Below are 19830 nucleotides of genomic sequence, written 5' to 3'. Positions count from 1 at the left end.
GGTTTTTGTAAGGATGATCGGACTTATTTTAACATTCAAATGGGGGAAATGCAACTGTGAAACGCAGGCGGAAGCCTGTCAAAAACGAGAAAAACGGTTTCAAGGTATATTTTTAGGATATGATCATATAGTTCCTTCATAAAATCCTTCCAATTCCTAGTGCAATTTCAATATAAATAAGGTATAATATGAACACAGAGAGTTTCTGTAGAAATCTGCTGATACAAAGGAGGAAGGGATATGTCAAACCTGGAGCATACCACCAGCTGGCAGCAGATCCAGCAGGGGGTCAAAGAGGCAGAACGTTTGATTGTGAATAAAAATTATAATCTGGTGATGGTAAAAGCAAGACAGACATTAGAGTGCATGGTTCGCTGTATGGCGGAGAAGGCCTGTCTGGTGGAGGGCGATCTGTCAGATACCATTGACCAGCTGTATGAAGGCGGCTGGATCAATAAGACGACAAAAGATAATTACCATACCATCCGCATTCTTGGGAATAAGGCGGTGCATGAAAATGACAATACAGCGTATAATGCCAATCAGGCATACCAGCTTTTAACCCAGGAGGTTCATGCTTTTTCTCATGATGGCGGCGCTTCCGGAGGGGGGCGGACCCAGAGAATATCTTCCGGAGGAGGCCGGGAACGTACTGGACAGAGGGGAAGCCAGAGGCCTGCATCTGCTGGAAACCGTGCGGGAGGCAGCCGGCCTGTCCAGGGGCAGAGAACCCAGACCGGACATTCCGGTTACAGCTCCGGACAGCGAAATCCAAATGTCAGACGGAGAAAACGCAGGGGAGTATCACCGCTGTTTTATCTGTGGCGTCTTCTGATTCCGCTCCTGGTGGTGATCCTTCTGATCGTAGTGATCCAGATGATCCGTCCCGGAAAGGATGAGGTTAAAGATACGGCAGCTCCCACTGAAAGCTCACAGACGGTTGAGAGTATGCCGGAAACAGAGCCGGAGACAGAACCGGAGACGCAGCCGGAGGCTGAACGTTATGTAGTGACAGGCAACAGCGTAAATGTTCGTACAGAGCCGTCCACCAGCAGCCGTATTCTGGTACAGCTTTCTCAGGGCACAGAGGTGGATTATGTAAAGCGGTATAATAATGACTGGACTGTGATTAACTATGACGGACAGGAGGCTTATGTTTCCAGCCAGTACATTGAGAAAAAGGCTTCGGAGAGTGAGCCTTCTTCCGAAGAGGATGCAGAAAGCGCCAGTGGAACAGACGCAGCAGAAGTTCAGGCTCAGTAGCAGAAAATTTCCAGATATTTGAAATTAAAGGAGATATGTCATTCATGGAAAAGGGAGGGCATATCTTTTTTATTGTATTGTTCTGAAAAAAAATTTGTTAAAAATTTATTTATTCTACAAAATGCCACTGGTAATTTCAGAAAAAAAGAGTATTATAAGGGAATATAAAAAGGAGGCGTAAAAATGGACAAAATAATTGACCGGTTATCTGACATTGAGAAAGCCGCCGGATCTTTAATGGACGATGCAGGAGTCCGAAAGAAGGCTCTTGCAAAGGAAATGGAAGAGAAAACGGCGGCTTTTGACAGAGAACTGGAGCAAAAAACAGCTGCGCGCATTTCATGCATCCAGAAGCAGATGGAGCAGGAGATGCAGGAGGAACTGGATAAGCAGGCCGCTGATGCCAGGGGCATGATCGCCCGTTTGGAGGAAACTTATGAGAAACAGCATAAATTGTATGCAGAGAGCCTCTTTCGGAGCATGATAAAGGAGTGAGCCTATGGGAAGCTTGATTCATTACAGCGGCATTTCTACCAAGATAAGGGCTATGGAACGGTGGCGTATTAAGCCGGAACAGTTTGAACAGATGGCCGCTTTGGAAAGCGTTCCTGAGGCAGTCCGTTTTCTTCGCTCCCTGCCGCCGTATGAGAAGATTTTTTCCGGTGTTGAGGATAAAGAACTCCACAGGGGGAGGATTGAACAGCTTTTGAACCTGGCCCAGTACGAGGACTTTGCAAGTCTGTATCAGTTTGCCAATATGAAACAGAGGCGGTTTTTAGACCTGTATTTCATGCATTATGAAATAGGGATCGTAAAGACCTGCCTGAGAAACGGAGCCGGACGCCGTGAGGCCGCTCAGGATCTGTCGGGTTTTAAGGAGTTTTTTGACCGCCATTCTTCTGTGGATCTGGCCCAGCTTTCTCAGTGCCGTTCTATTGATGAGGTGATTTCGGGTCTGAAGGGTACGATTTACTACAGTCCGCTGGAAAGCCTGCGGCAGAAGGGACAGGCAGTTCTTCCGGCGTGTGAGACAGCGGTGGATATGCTGTATTTTAAAACGGTGTGGAAAATAAAGGAAAAATATCTTTCTGGACAGGAAAAAAAGGATCTGACCCAGTGCTTCGGTACCCGGATGGATATGCTGAACCTGCAGTGGATCTGCCGGGCAAAGAAGTATTACCATCTGCCTGAGGGTGAAATTTATGCAATGATCATTCCGATCAGCCTTCATCTGAAAAAAACAGAGATCCGGGCTATGGCCCAGGCAGAAGATGTGGAGCAGGTTTACGCGCTGATCCGAAACAGCTGGTACGGACGGCTGGATCTGGGAAACCTGGAAAAAGGACAGAGCCTGGAAGAACCCTGCAGGGAAGTGATAGACCGTATTTATGAGCTTACCAGCAGGAAGGAGCCTTATTCTGCGTCTGTACTCAATTCATACCTGTATTTTAAAGAGAGGGAGATTGAGAAAATCATTACTACCATTGAGCGGATCCGCTACGGAGTGGCGGCCGGCATATAAAGGGGGTTTTAAAACGTGATCGAAAAGATGAAGTTCTTAAGTATTACCGGCCCCAGAGAGGATATTGACCGGGTGGCGGATACCTATCTGTCCCGATATGAGATCCACCTGGAAAATGCTCTTTCTGAGCTGAAAACGGTAAAAAACTTAAGACCGTATATTGAAGTTAATCCGTACAGGGATCAGCTGGCCATGGCCAGAAGCCTGATGGAGCGGTTTGGAGGACAGCTGCCGGAGGTAAAACGGTCCGGAGAGGAAACTCTGCCAGACATTCAGGAGGCGTCCGCTTTTGTGGAGCGCTTAAGTGAAGAGTTAAAGGAACTGACAGACCGCAGAGAGGAGCTTTTGATCCAGATCGAGGCATTGAAAAAGTCCAAGGATCGGGTGGCTCCCTTTACGGAGCTGAACTACAGCCTGCGGGAGATCCTGGGCTTTAAGTTTATCAAGTTCCGCTTCGGACGCGTTACCAGAGAGTATTATGATAAGATCAATAATTATGTATATGATACAATAGACACCGTTATGTTTAAGTGTCTGGAGGATTCAGAATATGTCTGGTTTGTATATTTTGTACCGGACAAGCTGTCGGAAAAAATCGACGCGATCTATGCTTCTATGCATTTTGAGCGTGTGTTCCTGCCGGATGAATATGAAGGCACGCCGCTGGAGGCAGAGCATGTTCTGGAAGAAAAGATCCAGGCATTGGAGGCCGAGAAGTTAGAGGCAGAACAGGCGGTAAAGACGATTCTGGAGGATAAAAAAGAAGAGCTTACAAAAGCATGGATGCGGCTGGAGCGCTTCGGGATCAATTTTGACGTGCGCAAGCTGGCAGCCTGCACCATGCACAATTCCAATAACTTCTATATTCTCTGCGGCTGGATGTCCGAAAGCGACGCCAGAGCCCTCAGAAAGGAAATTGAGGGGGATGAGAATACCTTCTGTATTGTAGAGGACAACCGGGGAAATATTACCAGCACCCCTCCGACCAAGATGAAGAATCCGGGACTGTTTAAGCCCTTTGAAATGTATGTGGAGATGTATGGACTTCCTTCCTACAATGAGATCGACCCGACGATCCTCATTGGGATTACTTATTCCATTCTGTTTGGATTTATGTTTGGAGATGCGGGACAGGGACTCTGTCTTCTCATAGGAGGCTTTCTTTTGTATCGATTTAAGAAGGTGCGTCTGGCGGGAATTATTTCCTGCTGTGGCTTCTTCTCAACGATTTTCGGCTTCCTTTTCGGCAGCATCTTCGGTTTTGAGGATATCATAGACGCCATATGGCTGCGTCCTCAGGAGGCAATGACAGACCTGCCCTTTATCGGCCGTCTGAACACCGTGTTTGTGGTTGCTATTGCGATCGGTATGGGTATTATTCTTTTGTGCATGATCCTCAATATCATAAACAGCGCCAGAGTCCATGATACGGAAAAACTCTGGTTTGATACGAACGGCGCTGCGGGCCTTGTCTTTTATGCGGCTCTGGCAAGCGTGATCGTGCTGTATATGAGCGGAAAAGCCCTTCCTGCTACGATTGTTCTGGTTATTATGTTTGTGATCCCTCTGGCTGTGATATTCTTTAAGGAGCCTCTGACAGCTATGGTGGAAAAGAAATCCGAGAAGATATCCGGCGGTGTGGGAATGTTTATCACTCAGGGTATTTTCGAGCTCTTTGAAGTGCTTTTAAGCTATTTTTCCAACACACTTTCTTTTGTTCGTGTGGGCGCCTTTGCAGTGAGCCATGCAGCCATGATGCAGGTGGTGCTGATGCTTGCTGGCGCTGAGGCGGGAGATCCCAACTGGGGCATCGTCATCGGCGGCAACCTCTTTGTCTGCGGTATGGAGGGACTGATCGTGGGGATCCAGGTGCTTCGTCTGGAGTATTATGAGCTGTTCAGCCGTTTCTACCGGGGCAGCGGACGGGCATTTGAGCCTTATGGAAGATAGGAAAATGTAAAAAATTACAATATAAGGAGAACAAAATTATGAGTTTATTAGTTAAGATCACATTGAGCGCAGCACTTATTTTAAGTATCGGAGTTCCCTTTGGAGCATTTGCGGCAGGAGAGAAGACAAAGGGACGCTATAAGACAGCTCTGGGAGCAAATCTGTTTCTTTTCTTCGGCACCATGGTGATCGCGGCTGTACTGATGTTTAACGGAAATGCATTTGCGGCAGAGGAAGCGGCTTCCGCAGTCGGTTCAGCGTCATCTGCAGCCGGTATGGGTTACTTATCTGCAGCTCTTGCAACCGGTCTTTCCTGTCTGGGCGGCGGTATTGCAGTATCTGCTGCAGCCAGCGCAGCGTTAGGAGCTATCAGTGAGGACAGCTCGATTCTTGGTAAATCCTTAATCTTCGTAGGTCTTGCCGAAGGTGTGTGTCTGTACGGTCTGATCATTTCCTTTATGATCCTTGGTAAGCTGTAATGAAAATGTATCTGATCAGCGACAACATCGACACCTGGACCGGCATGAGGCTGGCAGGTGTTGAAGGGGCTGTGGTACATGAGAGGGAGGAACTGAAACAGGAACTGGATAAGGTCCTGGCCGATAAGGATATAGGCATTATCCTGCTGACAGAGAAGTTCGGCAGGGAATTTCCGGAGATCATCGATAATGTAAAGCTGGAACGCAGGCTTCCATTGATCGTGGAGATCCCGGATCGCCATGGTACCGGCCGCAAGCCGGACTTTATCACCTCTTATGTAAACGAAGCCATTGGACTGAAGCTGTAGGGCGCAGCCGCCCAGGCACATTTTTTCAGAGAAAGCAGGTGAATCGCATGACAACAGAAGAAAAACTGAAGCATTTTCAGGAAATCTGCATGACAGATGCCAGAGAAAAAAGCGCCCGTATGCTGGATGACTGCGTCCGGGCTCTGGACGCGGCCTTTGGGGAGCATAAGGCAGAGGCAGAGCGCAGGGCTGCCATGCAGGAGGAGGCCCAGAAGGAAAAGCTGGAGCGTGAAAAAAATAAAAAGCTTTCCATCGGACAGCTGGATTTAAAGCGTGAAATAAGCCACAGACAGGAGGAGCTTAAGGATAAGCTGTTCGTGGAAGTAAAGGATATGCTGGCGAATTTTATGGAAACAAGAGAGTATCAGGAGCTTCTGGAACGGCAGATCCGGAGCGCTAAGGAATTCGCAGGAGATGAGGCGCTGATCGTTTATATGGATCCCTCTGATGAGGATAAGGCCCGCAGACTGGCTCTCCACAATAACGTGACGGTAAAGATCAGCGAGTATTCCTTCAGCGGGGGGATCCGGGCTGTGGTCCCGTCCAAGCATGTTCTGATCGATCATTCCTTTGACACCAAGTTAAAGGAAGCCAGACATGATTTTACATTTCATTTGGGAGGTAAGTAAATGACGAAGACAGGTGTGATCTACGGCATCAACGGCCCTGTGGTTTCTCTGGAGGGAGATCCCGGTTTCCAGATGAACGAAATGGTGTACGTTGGAAAGGAAAATCTGGTAGGCGAAGTCATCGGACTTACCTCACAAAAGACAACGATCCAGGTCTATGAGGAGACCAGCGGCTTAAAGCCGGGAGAGGTTGTCACCGGGACGGGAGCGCCTGTGTCCGTTACCCTTGCTCCGGGTATTCTAAGTAATATTTTTGATGGAATTGAGCGACCCTTAAGCAAGATCGCAGAGCACAGCGGTTACTCCATCAGCCGGGGCATCAGTGTGGACTCGCTGGATACTTCCAAAAAATGGGATACACATATTACAGTGAAAAAGGGCGAACGGCTGATGCCGGGAACCATCATTGCAGAGGTGCCGGAGACAAGAGCGATCGTACACAAGGTCATGGTTCCGCCGGACATGGAGGGCTATGTCATTGACGTGGTTCCAGACGGATCGTATACGATCAATGATATGCTTGTAAAAGTTCAGCTGATGGACGGTTCTGAGAAGGAGCTGACCATGACCCAGAAGTGGCCCATCCGTGTGCCAAGGCCCGCTGCCAAGCGTTTTGCGGCTACCCGCCCTCTGATTACGGGACAGCGTATCCTGGATACCATGTTCCCTCTGGCAAAGGGAGGTACGGCTGCCATTCCCGGCGGTTTCGGAACCGGAAAGACAATGACACAGCATCAGATCGCCAAGTGGTCCGATGCAGATGTGATCATCTATATCGGCTGCGGCGAGCGCGGAAATGAGATGACTCAGGTATTGGAGGAGTTTTCAGAACTGATCGATCCAAAGAGCGGAAATCCTCTGATGGACCGCACCACACTGATCGCCAATACTTCCAATATGCCTGTGGCGGCTCGTGAGGCAAGCCTGTACGCCGGATTGACCCTGGCTGAGTATTACAGGGATATGGGATATCATGTGGCTATTATGGCCGATTCTACCTCCCGGTGGGCTGAGGCGCTCAGAGAGCTGTCCGGCCGTCTGGAGGAGATGCCTGCAGAGGAGGGATTCCCGGCTTACCTGGCATCCCGTCTGTCTGCTTTTTATGAGAGAGCAGGCATGATGCGCAATTTAAACGGAACAGAAGGCTCTGTAACGATTATCGGAGCTGTGTCACCCCAGGGTGGCGATTTCTCCGAGCCTGTGACCCAGAACACCAAGCGTTTTGTGCGCTGCTTCTGGGGACTGGATAAGAGTCTTTCCTATGCAAGGCATTTTCCGGCGATCCATTGGCTTACCAGCTATTCCGAGTATGTAAATGATTTGTCCTCCTGGTATATGGACAACGTAGACCAGAAGTTTGTAGATTACCGCAACCGTCTCATGGCTCTTCTGACACAGGAGAGCAGCCTGATGGAGATTGTAAAGCTGATTGGTTCTGATGTTCTGCCGGATGATCAGAAGCTGGTTCTGGAGATTGCCAGAGTGATCCGTCTGGGCTTTCTGCAGCAGAATGCCTTCCATAAAGAGGATACCTCTGTACCCCTTAAGAAGCAGTTTAAGATGATGGAGATTATTTTATATTTGTACAAGAAGTCAAAGACCCTGATTTCCATGGGTATGCCAATGTCCGTCCTAAAGGAGGATCCTATTTTTGACCGTATCATTTCCATCAAGTACGATGTACCTAATGACCGTCTGGATCTGTTTGACGAGTATAAGACCCAGGTAGACCGGTTCTATGAAAATGTAGTGGAGCGCAACGCATAAGGAGGATTCAGATGGCAGTTGAATATTTAGGTTTAAGTGAGATCAATGGCCCTCTGGTGGTTCTGGAGGGCGTTCAGAATGCGGCATATGATGAGATCGTGGAAATGACCGTAGCCGGAAACACGAAAAAGATCGGCCGTATTATCGAAATATATGGAGATAAGGCAATTATTCAGGTTTTTGAGGGGACAGACGGTATGGCTCTGCGGAATACCCATACAAGGCTTACGGGACATCCTATGGAGATTGCCGTGTCTGAGGAGATGCTGGGACGGACCTTTAACGGAATCGGAGAACCCATTGACGGGTTGGGAGACATTATTTCCGATGTGCGTCTGGATATCAACGGACAGCCCTTAAATCCCGTTTCCAGAGAATATCCCAGAAACTACATCCGCACAGGCATCTCCGCCATTGACGGGCTTACGACCCTAATCCGGGGACAGAAGCTGCCGATCTTTTCAGGAAACGGCCTTCCCCATGACCAGCTGGCAGCCCAGATCGTACAGCAGGCGTCTCTGGGAGAAGGTTCGGATGAGTCCTTTGCCATTGTTTTCGGAGCTATGGGCGTAAAGCATGACGTGGCGGATTTCTTCCGCAGAACCTTTGAGGAGAGCGGCGTTTCCGAGCACGTTGCCATGTTTATCAATCTGGCAAACGATCCGGTGGTAGAGAGGCTGATCACTCCCAAGATCGCCCTGACTCTGGCAGAATACCTGGCCTATGAGAAGGGGATGCATATTCTGGTTATCCTGACGGATATGACCTCCTATGCGGAGGCGCTGCGTGAGGTTTCCTCATCCAAGGGTGAGATCCCTTCCAGAAAGGGATTCCCAGGCTACCTCTACAGTGATCTGGCTTCTCTTTACGAGAGAGCGGGGATTGTGGCAGGCCGTCACGGCTCTGTGACTCAGATCCCTATTTTGACTATGCCCAATGATGATATTACCCATCCCATCCCTGACCTGACGGGATATATCACAGAAGGGCAGATCGTTTTGGACCGGCAGTTAAACAGCCAGTCTGTATATCCGCCCATCAGCGTTCTTCCGTCCCTGTCCCGTCTGATGAAGGACGGCATCGGAGAGGGCTATACCAGGGCAGATCATCAGGATGTGGCAAACCAGCTTTTCTCCTGCTATGCCAAGGTGGGAGACGCAAGAGCGCTGGCTTCTGTAATCGGTGAGGACGAGCTGTCGCCTCTCGATAAAAAGTATCTGGAATTCGGACGGGAGTTTGAGAGCCGTTTTATCGGCCAGACCCACTATGAGAACCGTTTCATGACAGAAACCCTGGATATCGGCTGGGAGCTTCTTCGTATGCTTCCGAGAGAGGAACTGGACCGTATTGATACAAAGGTTCTGGATCAGTTTTACGAGAAAAGGTGAGGTGACGCAGCATGGATCCGAATACATTTCCCACCAAAGGAAATCTGATCGCGGCTAAAAATTCCCTGAAGCTTGCCACTATGGGCTATGGTCTTATGGATAAAAAGAGAAATATTCTGATCCGGGAGCTGATGGGGTTAATTGATGAGGCAAAGGGAATCCAGTCGGAGATCGACGCTGTGTTTACGGCTGCTTACCAGGCTCTCCAGGAAGCGAATATTGAGCTTGGGATCAACTATGTCCAGGAGATCGGCATGTCCATGCCTGTAGATGACGGTGTAGGGATCAAGGCACGAAGTATTATGGGAACGGAAATCCCTCTGGTGCGTCATGAACAGGGGCCTATGAAGGTGGCTTACGGTTTTAATAACACTTCAGAGTCCCTGGACATTGCCAGACAGCACTTTGAACGGGTGAAGGAGCTTACGATCAAGCTTTCCATGGTGGAAAATTCTGCCTATCGCCTGGCTAATTCCATCAAGAAAACCCAGAAGCGCGCCAATGCCTTAAAAAACATCACAATTCCCCATTATGAAGCGCTTTCCAGAACCATTTCCAATGCCCTTGAGGAGAAGGAAAGAGAGGAATTTACAAGACTTAAAGTAATAAAGCGGATGAAGGCTGAAAAACCTTGACAAATCTGAACAAAACAGATATAAATGATAAGGTAAAAACTGACATTATCGAAAGAAGCGGATTCCTGAAGGACTGTTTAAAACGGGTCTGCGCCGGGCGGCGCTTTCATTTCAGGACTCCCGTCATCTAGGAGGAAAAATTGATGAATAAGACAGAGTTTATCGCAGCAGTTGCTGAGAAGGCAGAGATTTCCAAGAAGGATGCTGAGAAGGCAGTTAAAGCGTTCACAGATGTTGTAACTGAGGAGTTAGTAAACGGCGGCAAGGTACAGTTAGTTGGATTTGGTAACTTTGAGGTTGCTGAGAGACCTGCAAGAGAGGGAAGAAACCCCAAGACAGGCGAGGCTATGACCATCGCAGCTTCCAAGACACCAAAGTTTAAGGCCGGCAAGGCATTAAAGGATGAGGTTAATAAATAATTCATGAGACTTGACAAGTTTCTTAAGGTTTCCCGCCTGATCAAGCGCAGGACTGTAGCCAATGAAGCCTGCGACGCAGGACGCGTCCTGGTCAATGATAAACCGGCTAAGGCGTCCTTAAATGTAAAAACAGGCGATATTATCGAGATCCAGTTCGGAGCAAAGGCTGTAAGAGCTGAGGTTCTGGATGTACAGGAAACTGTAAAAAAGGATGAAGCAAAGGAACTGTTCCGTTATCTGTAGGTCAAAGGTCTGATGGCCGGGGTTCGGAACAGGCTGTGGCATACAATGGCCCGCCTCCCCATATATTAGGTTTAGGGACTGCCCTTAAACTGAATATATGGGGAGGTTTTTGTATGGAAGAAACGCTTGGCAGCATCCGGCCCCACCGGATCACCATTCAGGATCGCAAGACTGCCGGAATTACCGGAGTATCAGACTGTGTGTCCTTTGATGAAAATGAGGTGGTGCTGGATACCGATATGGGACTTTTGACGATTCGGGGAAAGGATCTCCATGTGAACCGTCTGACTCTGGAAAAGGGAGAGGTAGATCTGGACGGAACGGTGGAAAGCTTTGCCTACAGTTCCAATGAAGCATTGCGGCGGTCGGGAGAATCCTTGTTTGCCCGCCTCTTTAAGTGATAGGAGGTGGGGGCAGATGAGCGAGCGTATCCGCTATGAGCTTCTTCTTACAGGCTTGAGCCTGGTTATGGGAGGATGGCTTATGATCGTCTATGACAGCCTAAGGCTGCTGCGCCTTTTGATCCATCATAATTCCCTTTTTATGGGAATGGAAGATTTTTTTTACTGGATCTATGCTGGAGGAGCCGTATTTATGCTGCTGTATGAACAGAATGACGGAAGCTTTCGGTTTTATGCCGTAGCAGGTGTATTTTTAGGTATGGCGGCATATGATCGTTTTGTGAGCCGTATCTTCTTCCGGTGCTTGAAAAAGTTTAGCAGATGGTTTAAAATAACAAGAAAGGATAATTCCGGATCATAGAGAGCGGGAGTCAGGAGAACAGGGATGGCATATTATGGGAGGTCAAAGCGTTTAAGACGCGGCAAATGGGAAAATCGGATGGCAATCATAGGTATAACTATGGTAGTCATTTCTCTTGCTGTGGCTGTAAATGCAAAAGGGGCTTCTTTAAAGCAGGCAGACCTGGATTACAGACAGAAGGAAGCGGATTTGGCCCGTCAGGTCCAGGATGAGGAAAACAGGACCAGAGAGCTTGAGGAATACAAAATTTATGTACAGACCAAGCAGTATGCAGAAGAAGTAGCAAAGGAAAAGCTGGGTCTGGTAAATCCGGATGAGATCCTTTTAAAGCCCAGACAGTAAGCCGTGTGTCGAATGGGGTCGAAGGATTTTTGCACCCTTTAACTGAATATGACAGATATTTCCTCTCCGGTCTGCGTATACTGGATAAGAGGCGGGCTTTTTGGTATTGGAAGTCCGTCAGCGCAGATTGGAGGGATTTTTTTGTTGTCGGGAAGACGGGAAGTAAGAAGCAGATCAGATGTAAATTATTATACAGCCAGGAAATTGGAGGATATGGCAAGATCCATGGAGCGGTTGGCAAAAGCTTTTGACGAGGGGATGCACAAGACAGGAAGCCTGACAAGAGATGACGGGCTGGCTGCTATGCAGACTTCCGCATCCATGGTGTGCCAGGACTGCAGCCAATGCGGTATTTATGCAGAGAGTGAGCGGGAGGACAGTTATTATCTGTATTATCTTCTCCGGGCATTTGAACAGAAAGGACAGATCGAAAAGGAGGATATGCCCCGCCCTTTTCTGGCCGGCTGCCGCAAAAAAGAGGATTATCTGGCCCAGTTAAACCGCAGTCTGGCCCGTGCTGCCATGAATCTGTCCTGGAAGAACCGTTTTCTGGAAAGCCGTGACGCAGTGGTATCCCAGTTTCGCGAGCTGTCCCTGATCCTGGGAGAATTTTCTCATCAGATCGATCAGGCGGCAGATATAACGGAGGAATATGGATACATAATGAAAAAGCTGTTCCGCAGGTGCCATGTGGCAGTGGAAAATATGCTCATCCTGGAGTATGAAAGCGGAAGAAGAGAGGCTTATGTTACAGCCCGCACCACCAACGGACGGTGCATGACTGCAAAGGATGCCTCAGAGCTTATGAGCGAGGTGATCCCCGGGACGAGGTGGAACCCTGCAAAGGACAGCCGCAGCATTATCACAAGACAGAGCGGAACCGTGCGTTTTGAGGAGGATGGGGAGTATCAGCTCCTTTACGGGGCAGCCAGAGTGCCGAAGCAGGGGGAACGGTGTTCCGGGGATAATTATACCTTCTGCGAAAGTCCGGGAAGTCAGGCCATGATCAGTCTCTGCGACGGCATGGGCTGCGGTGAGCCGGCCTGTGAGGAAAGCGGACAAGTGGTAGAACTGACGGAAAATCTTTTGGAAACAGGTTTTGGACCCAGAGCAGCCTTTAAGCTGGTAAATGCCGTGCTTTTACTGGCAGGAACGGAGCAGCATCCGGCGGCTCTGGACATGAGCTGCGTGGATCTGTACACAGGAGTGCTGGATGTTATGAAGCTGGGGGCAGCGCCTACCTTTGTGCTGGGACAGGAGGGGGCAGAGGTTTTGGAAGCAGGGCAGGTTCCGGCAGGGATTTTAAGTGAAGCGGAGCCGGTGATGCTGTCCAGAAAGCTGTGGGATGGGGATCACATTATCATGGTGACAGACGGGGTGTTAGATGCCCTTCCGGGAGAGGATAAGGAGCAGGCTATGTGCCAGTTTCTGGAAAGTCTGGACTTTATGCCGCCCCAGGAGATGGCAGAACGGATTTTGGAATTTGCCCTTTCCTTCGTGCCGGGAGCCAGAGATGATATGACCGTGCTTACAGCAGGAATCTGGAAAAAGGAGTAGAAAGAGAAGACAATGGATAAGCTGACAGAACGGGTCAGAAAGACGATAAAAGAGCATCATATGGTGAAGCCGGGAGACCGGGTGATGGCGGCGTTGTCCGGCGGTGCAGATTCGGTATGCCTGCTGCGGATCCTGGTTCAGTTGAGAGATATTCTGGGAATCCGGCTGAGGGCCGTTCATGTCCATCATGGGCTGCGGGGAGAGGAGGCGGACCGGGACAGCCGGTTTGCAGAGGAACTCTGCCGGGAGCTTTCCGTGCCTTTTTCCCTTATTTATGCAGATGTAAGGGGACTGGCGGACAGAGAGGGGATTTCAGAAGAGGAGGCAGGTCGTATCCTGCGGTATGAAAGCTTTGAGTCAGAAGGAAAAAAGTGGGAATCAGAGGAGCCAGGGGCAGGCACCTCCTCCGTGAAAACAGCAGTGGCCCATCACAGCGGGGATCAGGCAGAAACCATTTTACATAACCTGTTTCGCGGCAGCGGCCTGGGAGGGTTAAAGGGGATGCCTTATGTGCGTGGAAATGTGATCCGTCCTCTTTTGGATGTAAGCGGAGAAGAAATACGGGAATACCTGAGGGAGAGAGGGTTTTCATGGAAGGAGGATTCCACCAATCATACAGACCATTATACCAGAAACCGCATCCGCAGGGAGATCCTTCCGGCGGTGGAGAAACGGATCAATCCCGGAGCCGGGGCCAATATCCTGCGCATGGGAAAGCTGGCGGCAATGGCGGACAGCTATTTAAGGCAGCAGGCAGGACGGTGGCTTGAGATATGGGCGTTGGATGAGAATAATGGAACCAGGAGCATTTTTCTGCCGGAAAAACCGTTCAAAGAGGCCGATGCCATTTTACAGCTGTACGCAGTGATGGAGGTTTTAAAGGAGCTGGCTGGTTCATCAAAGGATCTGGGACTGGTTCACGGTCAGGCTGCTGCGGAGCTGTTTGACCGGCAGCCAGGACGCCGGATCGATCTTCCGTATGGTCTTGAGGCCAGGAGAGAATATGGGGGGATACGGATTGGGGGAATAAAGGCATTTTCTGGGAAGAACAGGGAGAAAGAGGGGGCATCAGAAGGGCTGGATTTTCTTCCAAAGCCGGTTTTTACTGTATTTTCTTACAAAAAAGGCCTTTCAATTCCTAAAAATATGTATACGAAATGGTTTGACTGTGATAAAATAAAGGGTACGCCCGTCATCAGGACCAGACAGCCGGGAGATGAGCTGGCCCTTTCGCCAGGGGTTCACAAGCCTCTCAGAAGGTATATGATCGATGAAAAAATCCCTTCTGAGCTTCGTGACCGGATTCCTGTTCTGGCAGATGGAAACCGTGTGATGTGGGTTATCGGATACCGCATCAGCAGCGATTACAAGATAGACGAAGCGACAAAAAGAGTATTTCAGGCAGAACTTCCCGACAGTGAGGAAAGGAAGCTGCCTGCAAAAAGAAAAGATTAAAAACGGAGGATAAAATCATGGCAGATAAGATCCGCGTATTGCTCACAGAGAAGGAAGTAGACGAGAGAATCAATGAGGTAGCAGAGCTTATTAACAGAGATTATGAGGGAAAGCACGTCCATCTGATCTGTATTTTAAAGGGAGGCGTGTTCTTTACCTGTGAACTGGCCAAGAGACTGACCATTCCCGTATCCATGGACTTTATGTCTGTATCCAGCTACGGCTCAGGCACTGTATCCAGCGGTGTAGTGCGTATCATCAAGGATCTGGATGAGCCGCTGGAGGGGAAACATGTTCTCATTGTGGAGGATATTATTGATTCCGGCCAGACACTGGCATATCTGATCGAGGTATTAAAACAGAGAGGCCCGGCGGATATCCGTCTGTGCACCCTTCTTGACAAGCCGGAGCGACGTGTGAAGAAGCAGGTAAAGGTAGACTATACCTGTTTTACCATTCCGGATGAGTTCGTAGTGGGATACGGTCTGGATTTTGACCAGAAGTACAGAAATCTGCCCTACATCGGAGTAGTAGAGCAGGAGGACTGATGTCCTTTGGTATGTACAGAGTATTACATCATTTGATTGAAGGAGGCAGACATTGAGACAGCAGCAGACATTCAGAGGATTTGTATTTCTCATTATGATGCTGGTACTGCTGGCCTTTGCGTTTAAATTTACGTCTACGGCAGGGGCAGGAGACAGGCTTACTTATCAGGAGTTTTTACAGGTTCTCGATACGGAAAAGGTAGAGGAGGCGGTAATCAGCCAGAATCCCCAGGCACCTACGGGTACAGTAACCCTGACTCTGGAGGGAGACCGGATCGCCCGTCAGAACGTTTCGGATGTAAAGGAAGCAGAACAGCTGCTCAGGGACCGCAACATTGATTATGCAGTAGAAGGCGTACCGCAGGAAAATACCATGCTTACTGTTGTGATGCCGTTTCTCCTTTCTATTGTTGTGGTAATTGTGATTATTACGATGATGAACCGCGGGGCGGCCGGAAACGGAGCAAATGCCAGAATGATGAATTTCGGCAGAAGCCGCGCAAGGCTCAGCCGTGACAGCAAAGTGAACTTTTCACGGGTAGCAGGACTTGAGGAGGAGAAGGAAGAACTGGAAGAAGTAGTTGATTTCCTGAAGAATCCTCAGAAATATACTAGCGTGGGGGCCAGGATCCCCAAGGGACTTCTTCTTGTAGGCCCTCCGGGAACAGGAAAAACCCTTCTTGCCAAGGCAGTAGCCGGAGAAGCTGGAGTTCCGTTTTTCTCTATTTCCGGTTCTGATTTTGTGGAAATGTTTGTAGGTGTGGGTGCATCCCGTGTCCGCGACCTTTTTGAAGAAGCTAAGAAGAATGCTCCCTGTATTGTATTTATCGACGAGATCGATGCAGTAGCCCGCCGCAGAGGAACCGGTATGGGCGGAGGCCATGATGAGAGAGAGCAGACCTTAAACCAGCTTCTGGTAGAGATGGATGGTTTTGGGATCAACGAGGGAATTATTGTCATGGCGGCTACCAACCGTGTAGATATCCTGGATCCTGCAATCCTGCGTCCCGGCCGGTTTGACCGCAAGGTTGCTGTGGGACGGCCGGATGTAAAGGGAAGGGAAGAGATCTTAAAGGTTCATTCCAAGGAAAAGCCCCTGGGAGAGGACGTGGATCTGCACCGGGTAGCTCAGACGACCTCCGGCTTTACAGGCGCGGATCTGGAAAACCTGATGAATGAGGCAGCAATCCTTTCTGCAAGAGAAAACCGCCGTTTTATCCGTCAAAATGATATTGACCGGGCTTTTGTAAAGGTGGGGATCGGAGCTGAAAAAAGGAGCAAGGTTATTTCCGAAAAGGATAAAAAGATCACAGCTTACCATGAGGCAGGCCACGCGATCCTGTTCCATGTGCTTCCGGATGTGGGGCCGGTTCATACGGTTTCCATTATCCCTACCGGTATGGGGGCTGCAGGCTACACCATGCCTCTTCCGGAAAAGGATGAGATGTTCAACACCAGAGGCCGTATGCTTCAGAGCATCATGGTGGATCTGGGCGGACGCATTGCAGAGGAGCTGATCTTTAAGGATGTGACAACCGGCGCTTCTCAGGATATCAAGCAGGCCACTCAGCTGGCAAGAGCTATGGTGACCCAGTACGGTATGTCCGAACGTGTGGGAATGATCCAGTACGGCAGTGATGAGGATGAGGTATTTATCGGCCGTGATCTGGCGCATACCAAGTCTTATGGAAATGGAATTGCAGATGTCATTGACGAGGAAGTAAAGAGGATTGTAGACGAATGCTATGCAAAGGCAAAGCAGATCATCTGCGACCATGAGGATGTGCTTCATTCCTGTGCGGCTCTTCTGATCGAGAAGGAAAAGATCGGACAGGATGAGTTTGAGGGTCTTTTTGCTGAGACTGAAGTAAAGGCATAAAGGCTAGATTTCATTTGTTTGAGAAAAAACAGAAACGTTTTGAGCATAAAAACGGAGCTTGATTCGTATTTGCGAAATTCAATCGTTATTTTGACTGTAAAGGGCGGAGAAAAAAATGCATGTTTGTGCACACTTTTTTCTCCGCCTGTGCTATTATAATAGACGTAACCCCCCCAATACATTATATAGTTTTTGCTACACCCCATAAGAAACGAAATACCTTCTCCTGAAAAGCCTGGCTACCCCGCCAGGCTTTTCACTTTATAAAAACAATGAGGAAAATCCGGGCTTTGTGCGCGTGGGACATTCACCGGATTGCGGGATTTTCCTTGTATATTTAAGTAAATTCAGATACAATAGAGATGCTAATTCAAAATATTATGAATCATTATGAAAAGGTAAGGAATTCATTGTGAAAGAAGAGGGAACAAATAAGATCAATCGGGAGGCGCTGTTTTCAGCAGAAACAGAGGATTACCGCAGCCCTATGGAGCCGAAAGAAGGGGAACGGGTACGTCTGCGGCTGCGTACCGCAAAAGCGGACGCGGATCAGGTATATTATATAGAAGGGGAGAAGGAGGCTGTTATGAAGAAGACAGCTTCTGATCCATATTTTGATTATTATGAGCACGAGATCGTAGTAGCTTCCGATCAAGTGCTTTATCATTTTAAAGTGAAAAAGAATAAGGAGATCTGCCTGTATAACCGTTTGGGTCCGGTGGATGAGTCAGATCCGGAATTTGATTTCAAAATCACACCGGGATTTTATACGCCTGACTGGGCTAAGGGAGCAGTGATGTACCAGATTTTTACAGACCGCTTCTGCAATGGAGATCCGGACAATGATGTGGAATCTATGGAATATGTATATATCGGAAAGCCTGTATACCGGGTAAAAGACTGGGGGAGAAATCCGTCTACCATGGATGTAGGCTGCTTTTACGGCGGAGATTTAAAAGGTGTCGGGGACAAGCTGGATTATATACAGAGCCTGGGAGTGGAGGCTATTTATCTGAACCCTGTTTTTGTATCGCCGTCTAACCATAAGTATGACTGCCAGGATTATGAGCACATTGATCCTCATTTTGGCCGGATTGTCAAAGACGGAGGAAAGCTGGTGGATAAAAATGGAACGGACAACCGACAGGCGGAGCGGTATGTGACCCGTGCGGCAGCCAGAGAAAATCTGGAAGCCAGCGACGCCCTGTTTGCGGAGCTGGTTGAGGAGATCCACAGACGGGGAATGAAGGTGATTCTGGATGGTGTGTTTAACCACTGCGGTTCCTTTAATAAATGGCTGGATGCGGAGGAGATTTACGAGCGTTCCGGAGATTATGAGCCGGGAGCATATCTTACCAAGGACAGTCCGTACCACAGCTTTTTCCAGTTTCACGACGACAGTGATGAAGCATGGCCAAGAAACAGGACGTATGACGGCTGGTGGGGTCATGATACGCTGCCCAAGCTTAATTATGAGGGTTCTGAAAAGCTGGTAAAATACATTTTAAATGTGGCAAAAAAATGGATTTCCCCGCCTTACAGCGTAGACGGCTGGCGTCTGGATGTGGCGGCTGACCTGGGGCATACGGCAGAGTATAACCATACGTTCTGGCAGATGTTTCGAAAGGCTGTAAAGGAAGTAAATCCGGAGGTTCTGATCCTGGCGGAGCACTATGGCGATCCCGCCAGCTGGCTTCAGGGGGATCAGTGGGATTCCATTATGAATTATGATGCGTTTATGGAGCCCGTGACCTGGTTTTTGACAGGGATGGAGAAGCACAGCGACGGTTATAACGGCGCTCTTTACGGCGATGGAGAGGCGTTTTTCAGAGCAATGAATTACCACATGAGCCGGATGCAGACAAATACGATTTTTACGGCCATGAACCAGCTTTCCAACCACGACCATTCCCGCTTTCTTACCCGGACGAACCAGATTGTAGGACGTTTGGGGAATATGGGGCCGGAGCGTGCCTCGGAGCATGTGAAAAAGCCGGTTCTCAGGGAGGCTGTAGTCATCCAGATGACCTGGCCCGGAGCTCCGACTCTGTATTACGGTGATGAAGCAGGCGTCTGCGGATGGACAGACCCTGACAGCAGAAGAACCTATCCCTGGGGGAAGGAGGATCTGGAGCTGATTGAATTTCACCGGTATATGACCGGAATCCACAAGCGGATTCCGGCGCTGCGCAAAGGCGCGCTGAAGCCTCTTTTTGCAGGACGGCATCAGATCGCCTACGGAAGAATGAGCGGGGATCACCAGACCATTACCGTGATATCCAACCGCCCGGAACCGGCTGTGATGGAGATCCCTGTATGGCAGCTGGGGATTACGGATGATATGATCCTTGGAAGGCCGATCTTGACCTTTGAGGATGGGTATAACGCAGGAATCGTGTTTTACCGTGTGGAAAATGGGATGTTGAAAGTTATCATGCCGCCATATGGTGGCGCTGTCTTCGTGTCCCGGCCAGAGGCGTTTTATCCGGTGATCGAGTCGCGGTTTGTGGGTGGGGAGGAAGTGCTTTAAAGCTGGATCAGGTTGTATCTGAGGTAAAGGAATCAGAAGAATGGGAGGGCGTAAAAATGAGCATTTTATCGGTCGGAATTGAGAAGGGAAATGCAGAAGGTATGATATAGGCCCAATTTCGGAAACTTTGGAAAAGCGAATCCGCAGCGAAACG

20 protein-coding genes are annotated in these 19830 nt (G+C 49.1%); all 20 read left to right on the top strand.

Annotated elements, in window-relative coordinates:
* Nucleotides 1-240: 240 nt before the first annotated feature.
* The 20 genes from ACZM6M_RS15200 to ACZM6M_RS15105 all read left to right on the top strand — a co-directional run bounded on the left by ACZM6M_RS15200 (nucleotide 241) and on the right by ACZM6M_RS15105 (nucleotide 19676).
* Nucleotides 241-1263 (top strand): SH3 domain-containing protein, encoded by a 1023-nt coding sequence (locus ACZM6M_RS15200; protein WP_418762295.1) that lies wholly within the window; start codon nucleotides 241-243, stop codon nucleotides 1261-1263.
* 183 nt (nucleotides 1264-1446) lie between these two features.
* On the top strand, nucleotides 1447-1758 hold the full coding sequence (locus tag ACZM6M_RS15195; protein WP_066545157.1) for an ATPase: 312 nt from the start codon (nucleotides 1447-1449) through the stop codon (nucleotides 1756-1758).
* A 4-nt stretch (nucleotides 1759-1762) separates the two neighbouring features.
* Complete coding sequence (locus tag ACZM6M_RS15190; protein WP_066545151.1) at nucleotides 1763-2785, top strand: V0D/AC39 family V-type ATPase subunit; 1023 nt, start codon at nucleotides 1763-1765, stop codon at nucleotides 2783-2785.
* 15 nt (nucleotides 2786-2800) lie between these two features.
* A complete protein-coding gene (locus tag ACZM6M_RS15185; RefSeq protein ID WP_178275160.1) occupies nucleotides 2801-4735 on the top strand; it encodes a V-type ATPase 116kDa subunit family protein in 1935 nt (644 codons plus the stop codon).
* Nucleotides 4736-4773: 38 nt separating this feature from the next.
* On the top strand, nucleotides 4774-5214 hold the full coding sequence (locus tag ACZM6M_RS15180; protein WP_178275159.1) for an ATPase: 441 nt from the start codon (nucleotides 4774-4776) through the stop codon (nucleotides 5212-5214).
* Nucleotides 5214-5522, top strand: coding sequence for a V-type ATP synthase subunit F (locus ACZM6M_RS15175; RefSeq protein WP_066545146.1), 309 nt, complete (start codon nucleotides 5214-5216; stop codon nucleotides 5520-5522). Before ACZM6M_RS15180 ends, ACZM6M_RS15175 begins: the two co-directional genes overlap by 1 nt.
* Nucleotides 5523-5569: 47 nt before the next feature.
* Complete coding sequence (locus ACZM6M_RS15170) at nucleotides 5570-6151, top strand: V-type ATP synthase subunit E (RefSeq protein WP_489490536.1); 582 nt, start codon at nucleotides 5570-5572, stop codon at nucleotides 6149-6151.
* A complete protein-coding gene (locus ACZM6M_RS15165; RefSeq protein ID WP_178275157.1) occupies nucleotides 6152-7918 on the top strand; it encodes a V-type ATP synthase subunit A in 1767 nt (588 codons plus the stop codon).
* Between the two features lie 11 nt (nucleotides 7919-7929).
* On the top strand, nucleotides 7930-9306 hold the full coding sequence (locus ACZM6M_RS15160; RefSeq protein WP_418762296.1) for a V-type ATP synthase subunit B: 1377 nt from the start codon (nucleotides 7930-7932) through the stop codon (nucleotides 9304-9306).
* An 11-nt stretch (nucleotides 9307-9317) separates the two neighbouring features.
* Entirely contained in the window at nucleotides 9318-9941 is a 624-nt protein-coding gene (locus ACZM6M_RS15155; protein WP_178275156.1) for a V-type ATP synthase subunit D, read from the top strand.
* 143 nt (nucleotides 9942-10084) lie between these two features.
* The gene (locus ACZM6M_RS15150; protein ID WP_066545132.1) at nucleotides 10085-10360 is read left to right on the top strand and encodes an HU family DNA-binding protein; all 276 of its coding nucleotides are present in this window, start codon (nucleotides 10085-10087) and stop codon (nucleotides 10358-10360) included.
* A gap of 3 nt (nucleotides 10361-10363) precedes the next feature.
* On the top strand, nucleotides 10364-10603 hold the full coding sequence (locus tag ACZM6M_RS15145) for an RNA-binding S4 domain-containing protein (RefSeq protein ID WP_066545130.1): 240 nt from the start codon (nucleotides 10364-10366) through the stop codon (nucleotides 10601-10603).
* Nucleotides 10604-10716: 113 nt separating this feature from the next.
* Nucleotides 10717-11004 (top strand): sporulation protein YabP, encoded by a 288-nt coding sequence (gene yabP / locus ACZM6M_RS15140; RefSeq protein ID WP_066545128.1) that lies wholly within the window; start codon nucleotides 10717-10719, stop codon nucleotides 11002-11004.
* A gap of 16 nt (nucleotides 11005-11020) precedes the next feature.
* The gene (gene yabQ, locus ACZM6M_RS15135; RefSeq protein ID WP_066545127.1) at nucleotides 11021-11365 is read left to right on the top strand and encodes a spore cortex biosynthesis protein YabQ; all 345 of its coding nucleotides are present in this window, start codon (nucleotides 11021-11023) and stop codon (nucleotides 11363-11365) included.
* A gap of 24 nt (nucleotides 11366-11389) precedes the next feature.
* Nucleotides 11390-11707: a septum formation initiator gene (locus tag ACZM6M_RS15130; protein WP_066545126.1), complete on the top strand. Its 318-nt coding sequence runs from the start codon at nucleotides 11390-11392 to the stop codon at nucleotides 11705-11707.
* Nucleotides 11708-11848: 141 nt separating this feature from the next.
* Nucleotides 11849-13264 carry a SpoIIE family protein phosphatase gene (locus tag ACZM6M_RS15125; protein ID WP_489490535.1) on the top strand — a complete coding sequence of 472 codons (1416 nt, stop codon included), beginning with the start codon at nucleotides 11849-11851 and terminating at the stop codon, nucleotides 13262-13264.
* Nucleotides 13265-13276: 12 nt separating this feature from the next.
* Entirely contained in the window at nucleotides 13277-14719 is a 1443-nt protein-coding gene (gene tilS / locus ACZM6M_RS15120) for a tRNA lysidine(34) synthetase TilS (RefSeq protein WP_418926326.1), read from the top strand.
* 17 nt (nucleotides 14720-14736) lie between these two features.
* Nucleotides 14737-15267, top strand: coding sequence for a hypoxanthine phosphoribosyltransferase (gene hpt, locus ACZM6M_RS15115; protein ID WP_066545123.1), 531 nt, complete (start codon nucleotides 14737-14739; stop codon nucleotides 15265-15267).
* Between the two features lie 52 nt (nucleotides 15268-15319).
* The gene (gene ftsH / locus ACZM6M_RS15110; protein ID WP_337434224.1) at nucleotides 15320-17146 is read left to right on the top strand and encodes an ATP-dependent zinc metalloprotease FtsH; all 1827 of its coding nucleotides are present in this window, start codon (nucleotides 15320-15322) and stop codon (nucleotides 17144-17146) included.
* A gap of 487 nt (nucleotides 17147-17633) precedes the next feature.
* Entirely contained in the window at nucleotides 17634-19676 is a 2043-nt protein-coding gene (locus ACZM6M_RS15105) for a glycoside hydrolase family 13 protein (RefSeq protein ID WP_178275182.1), read from the top strand.
* Nucleotides 19677-19830: the final 154 nt, after the last annotated feature.

The organism is Enterocloster sp. (genome assembly GCF_057861365.1).
Note: the sequence above shows the minus strand (reverse complement) of the source record. Positions and strands in the feature narration are given on the sequence as shown.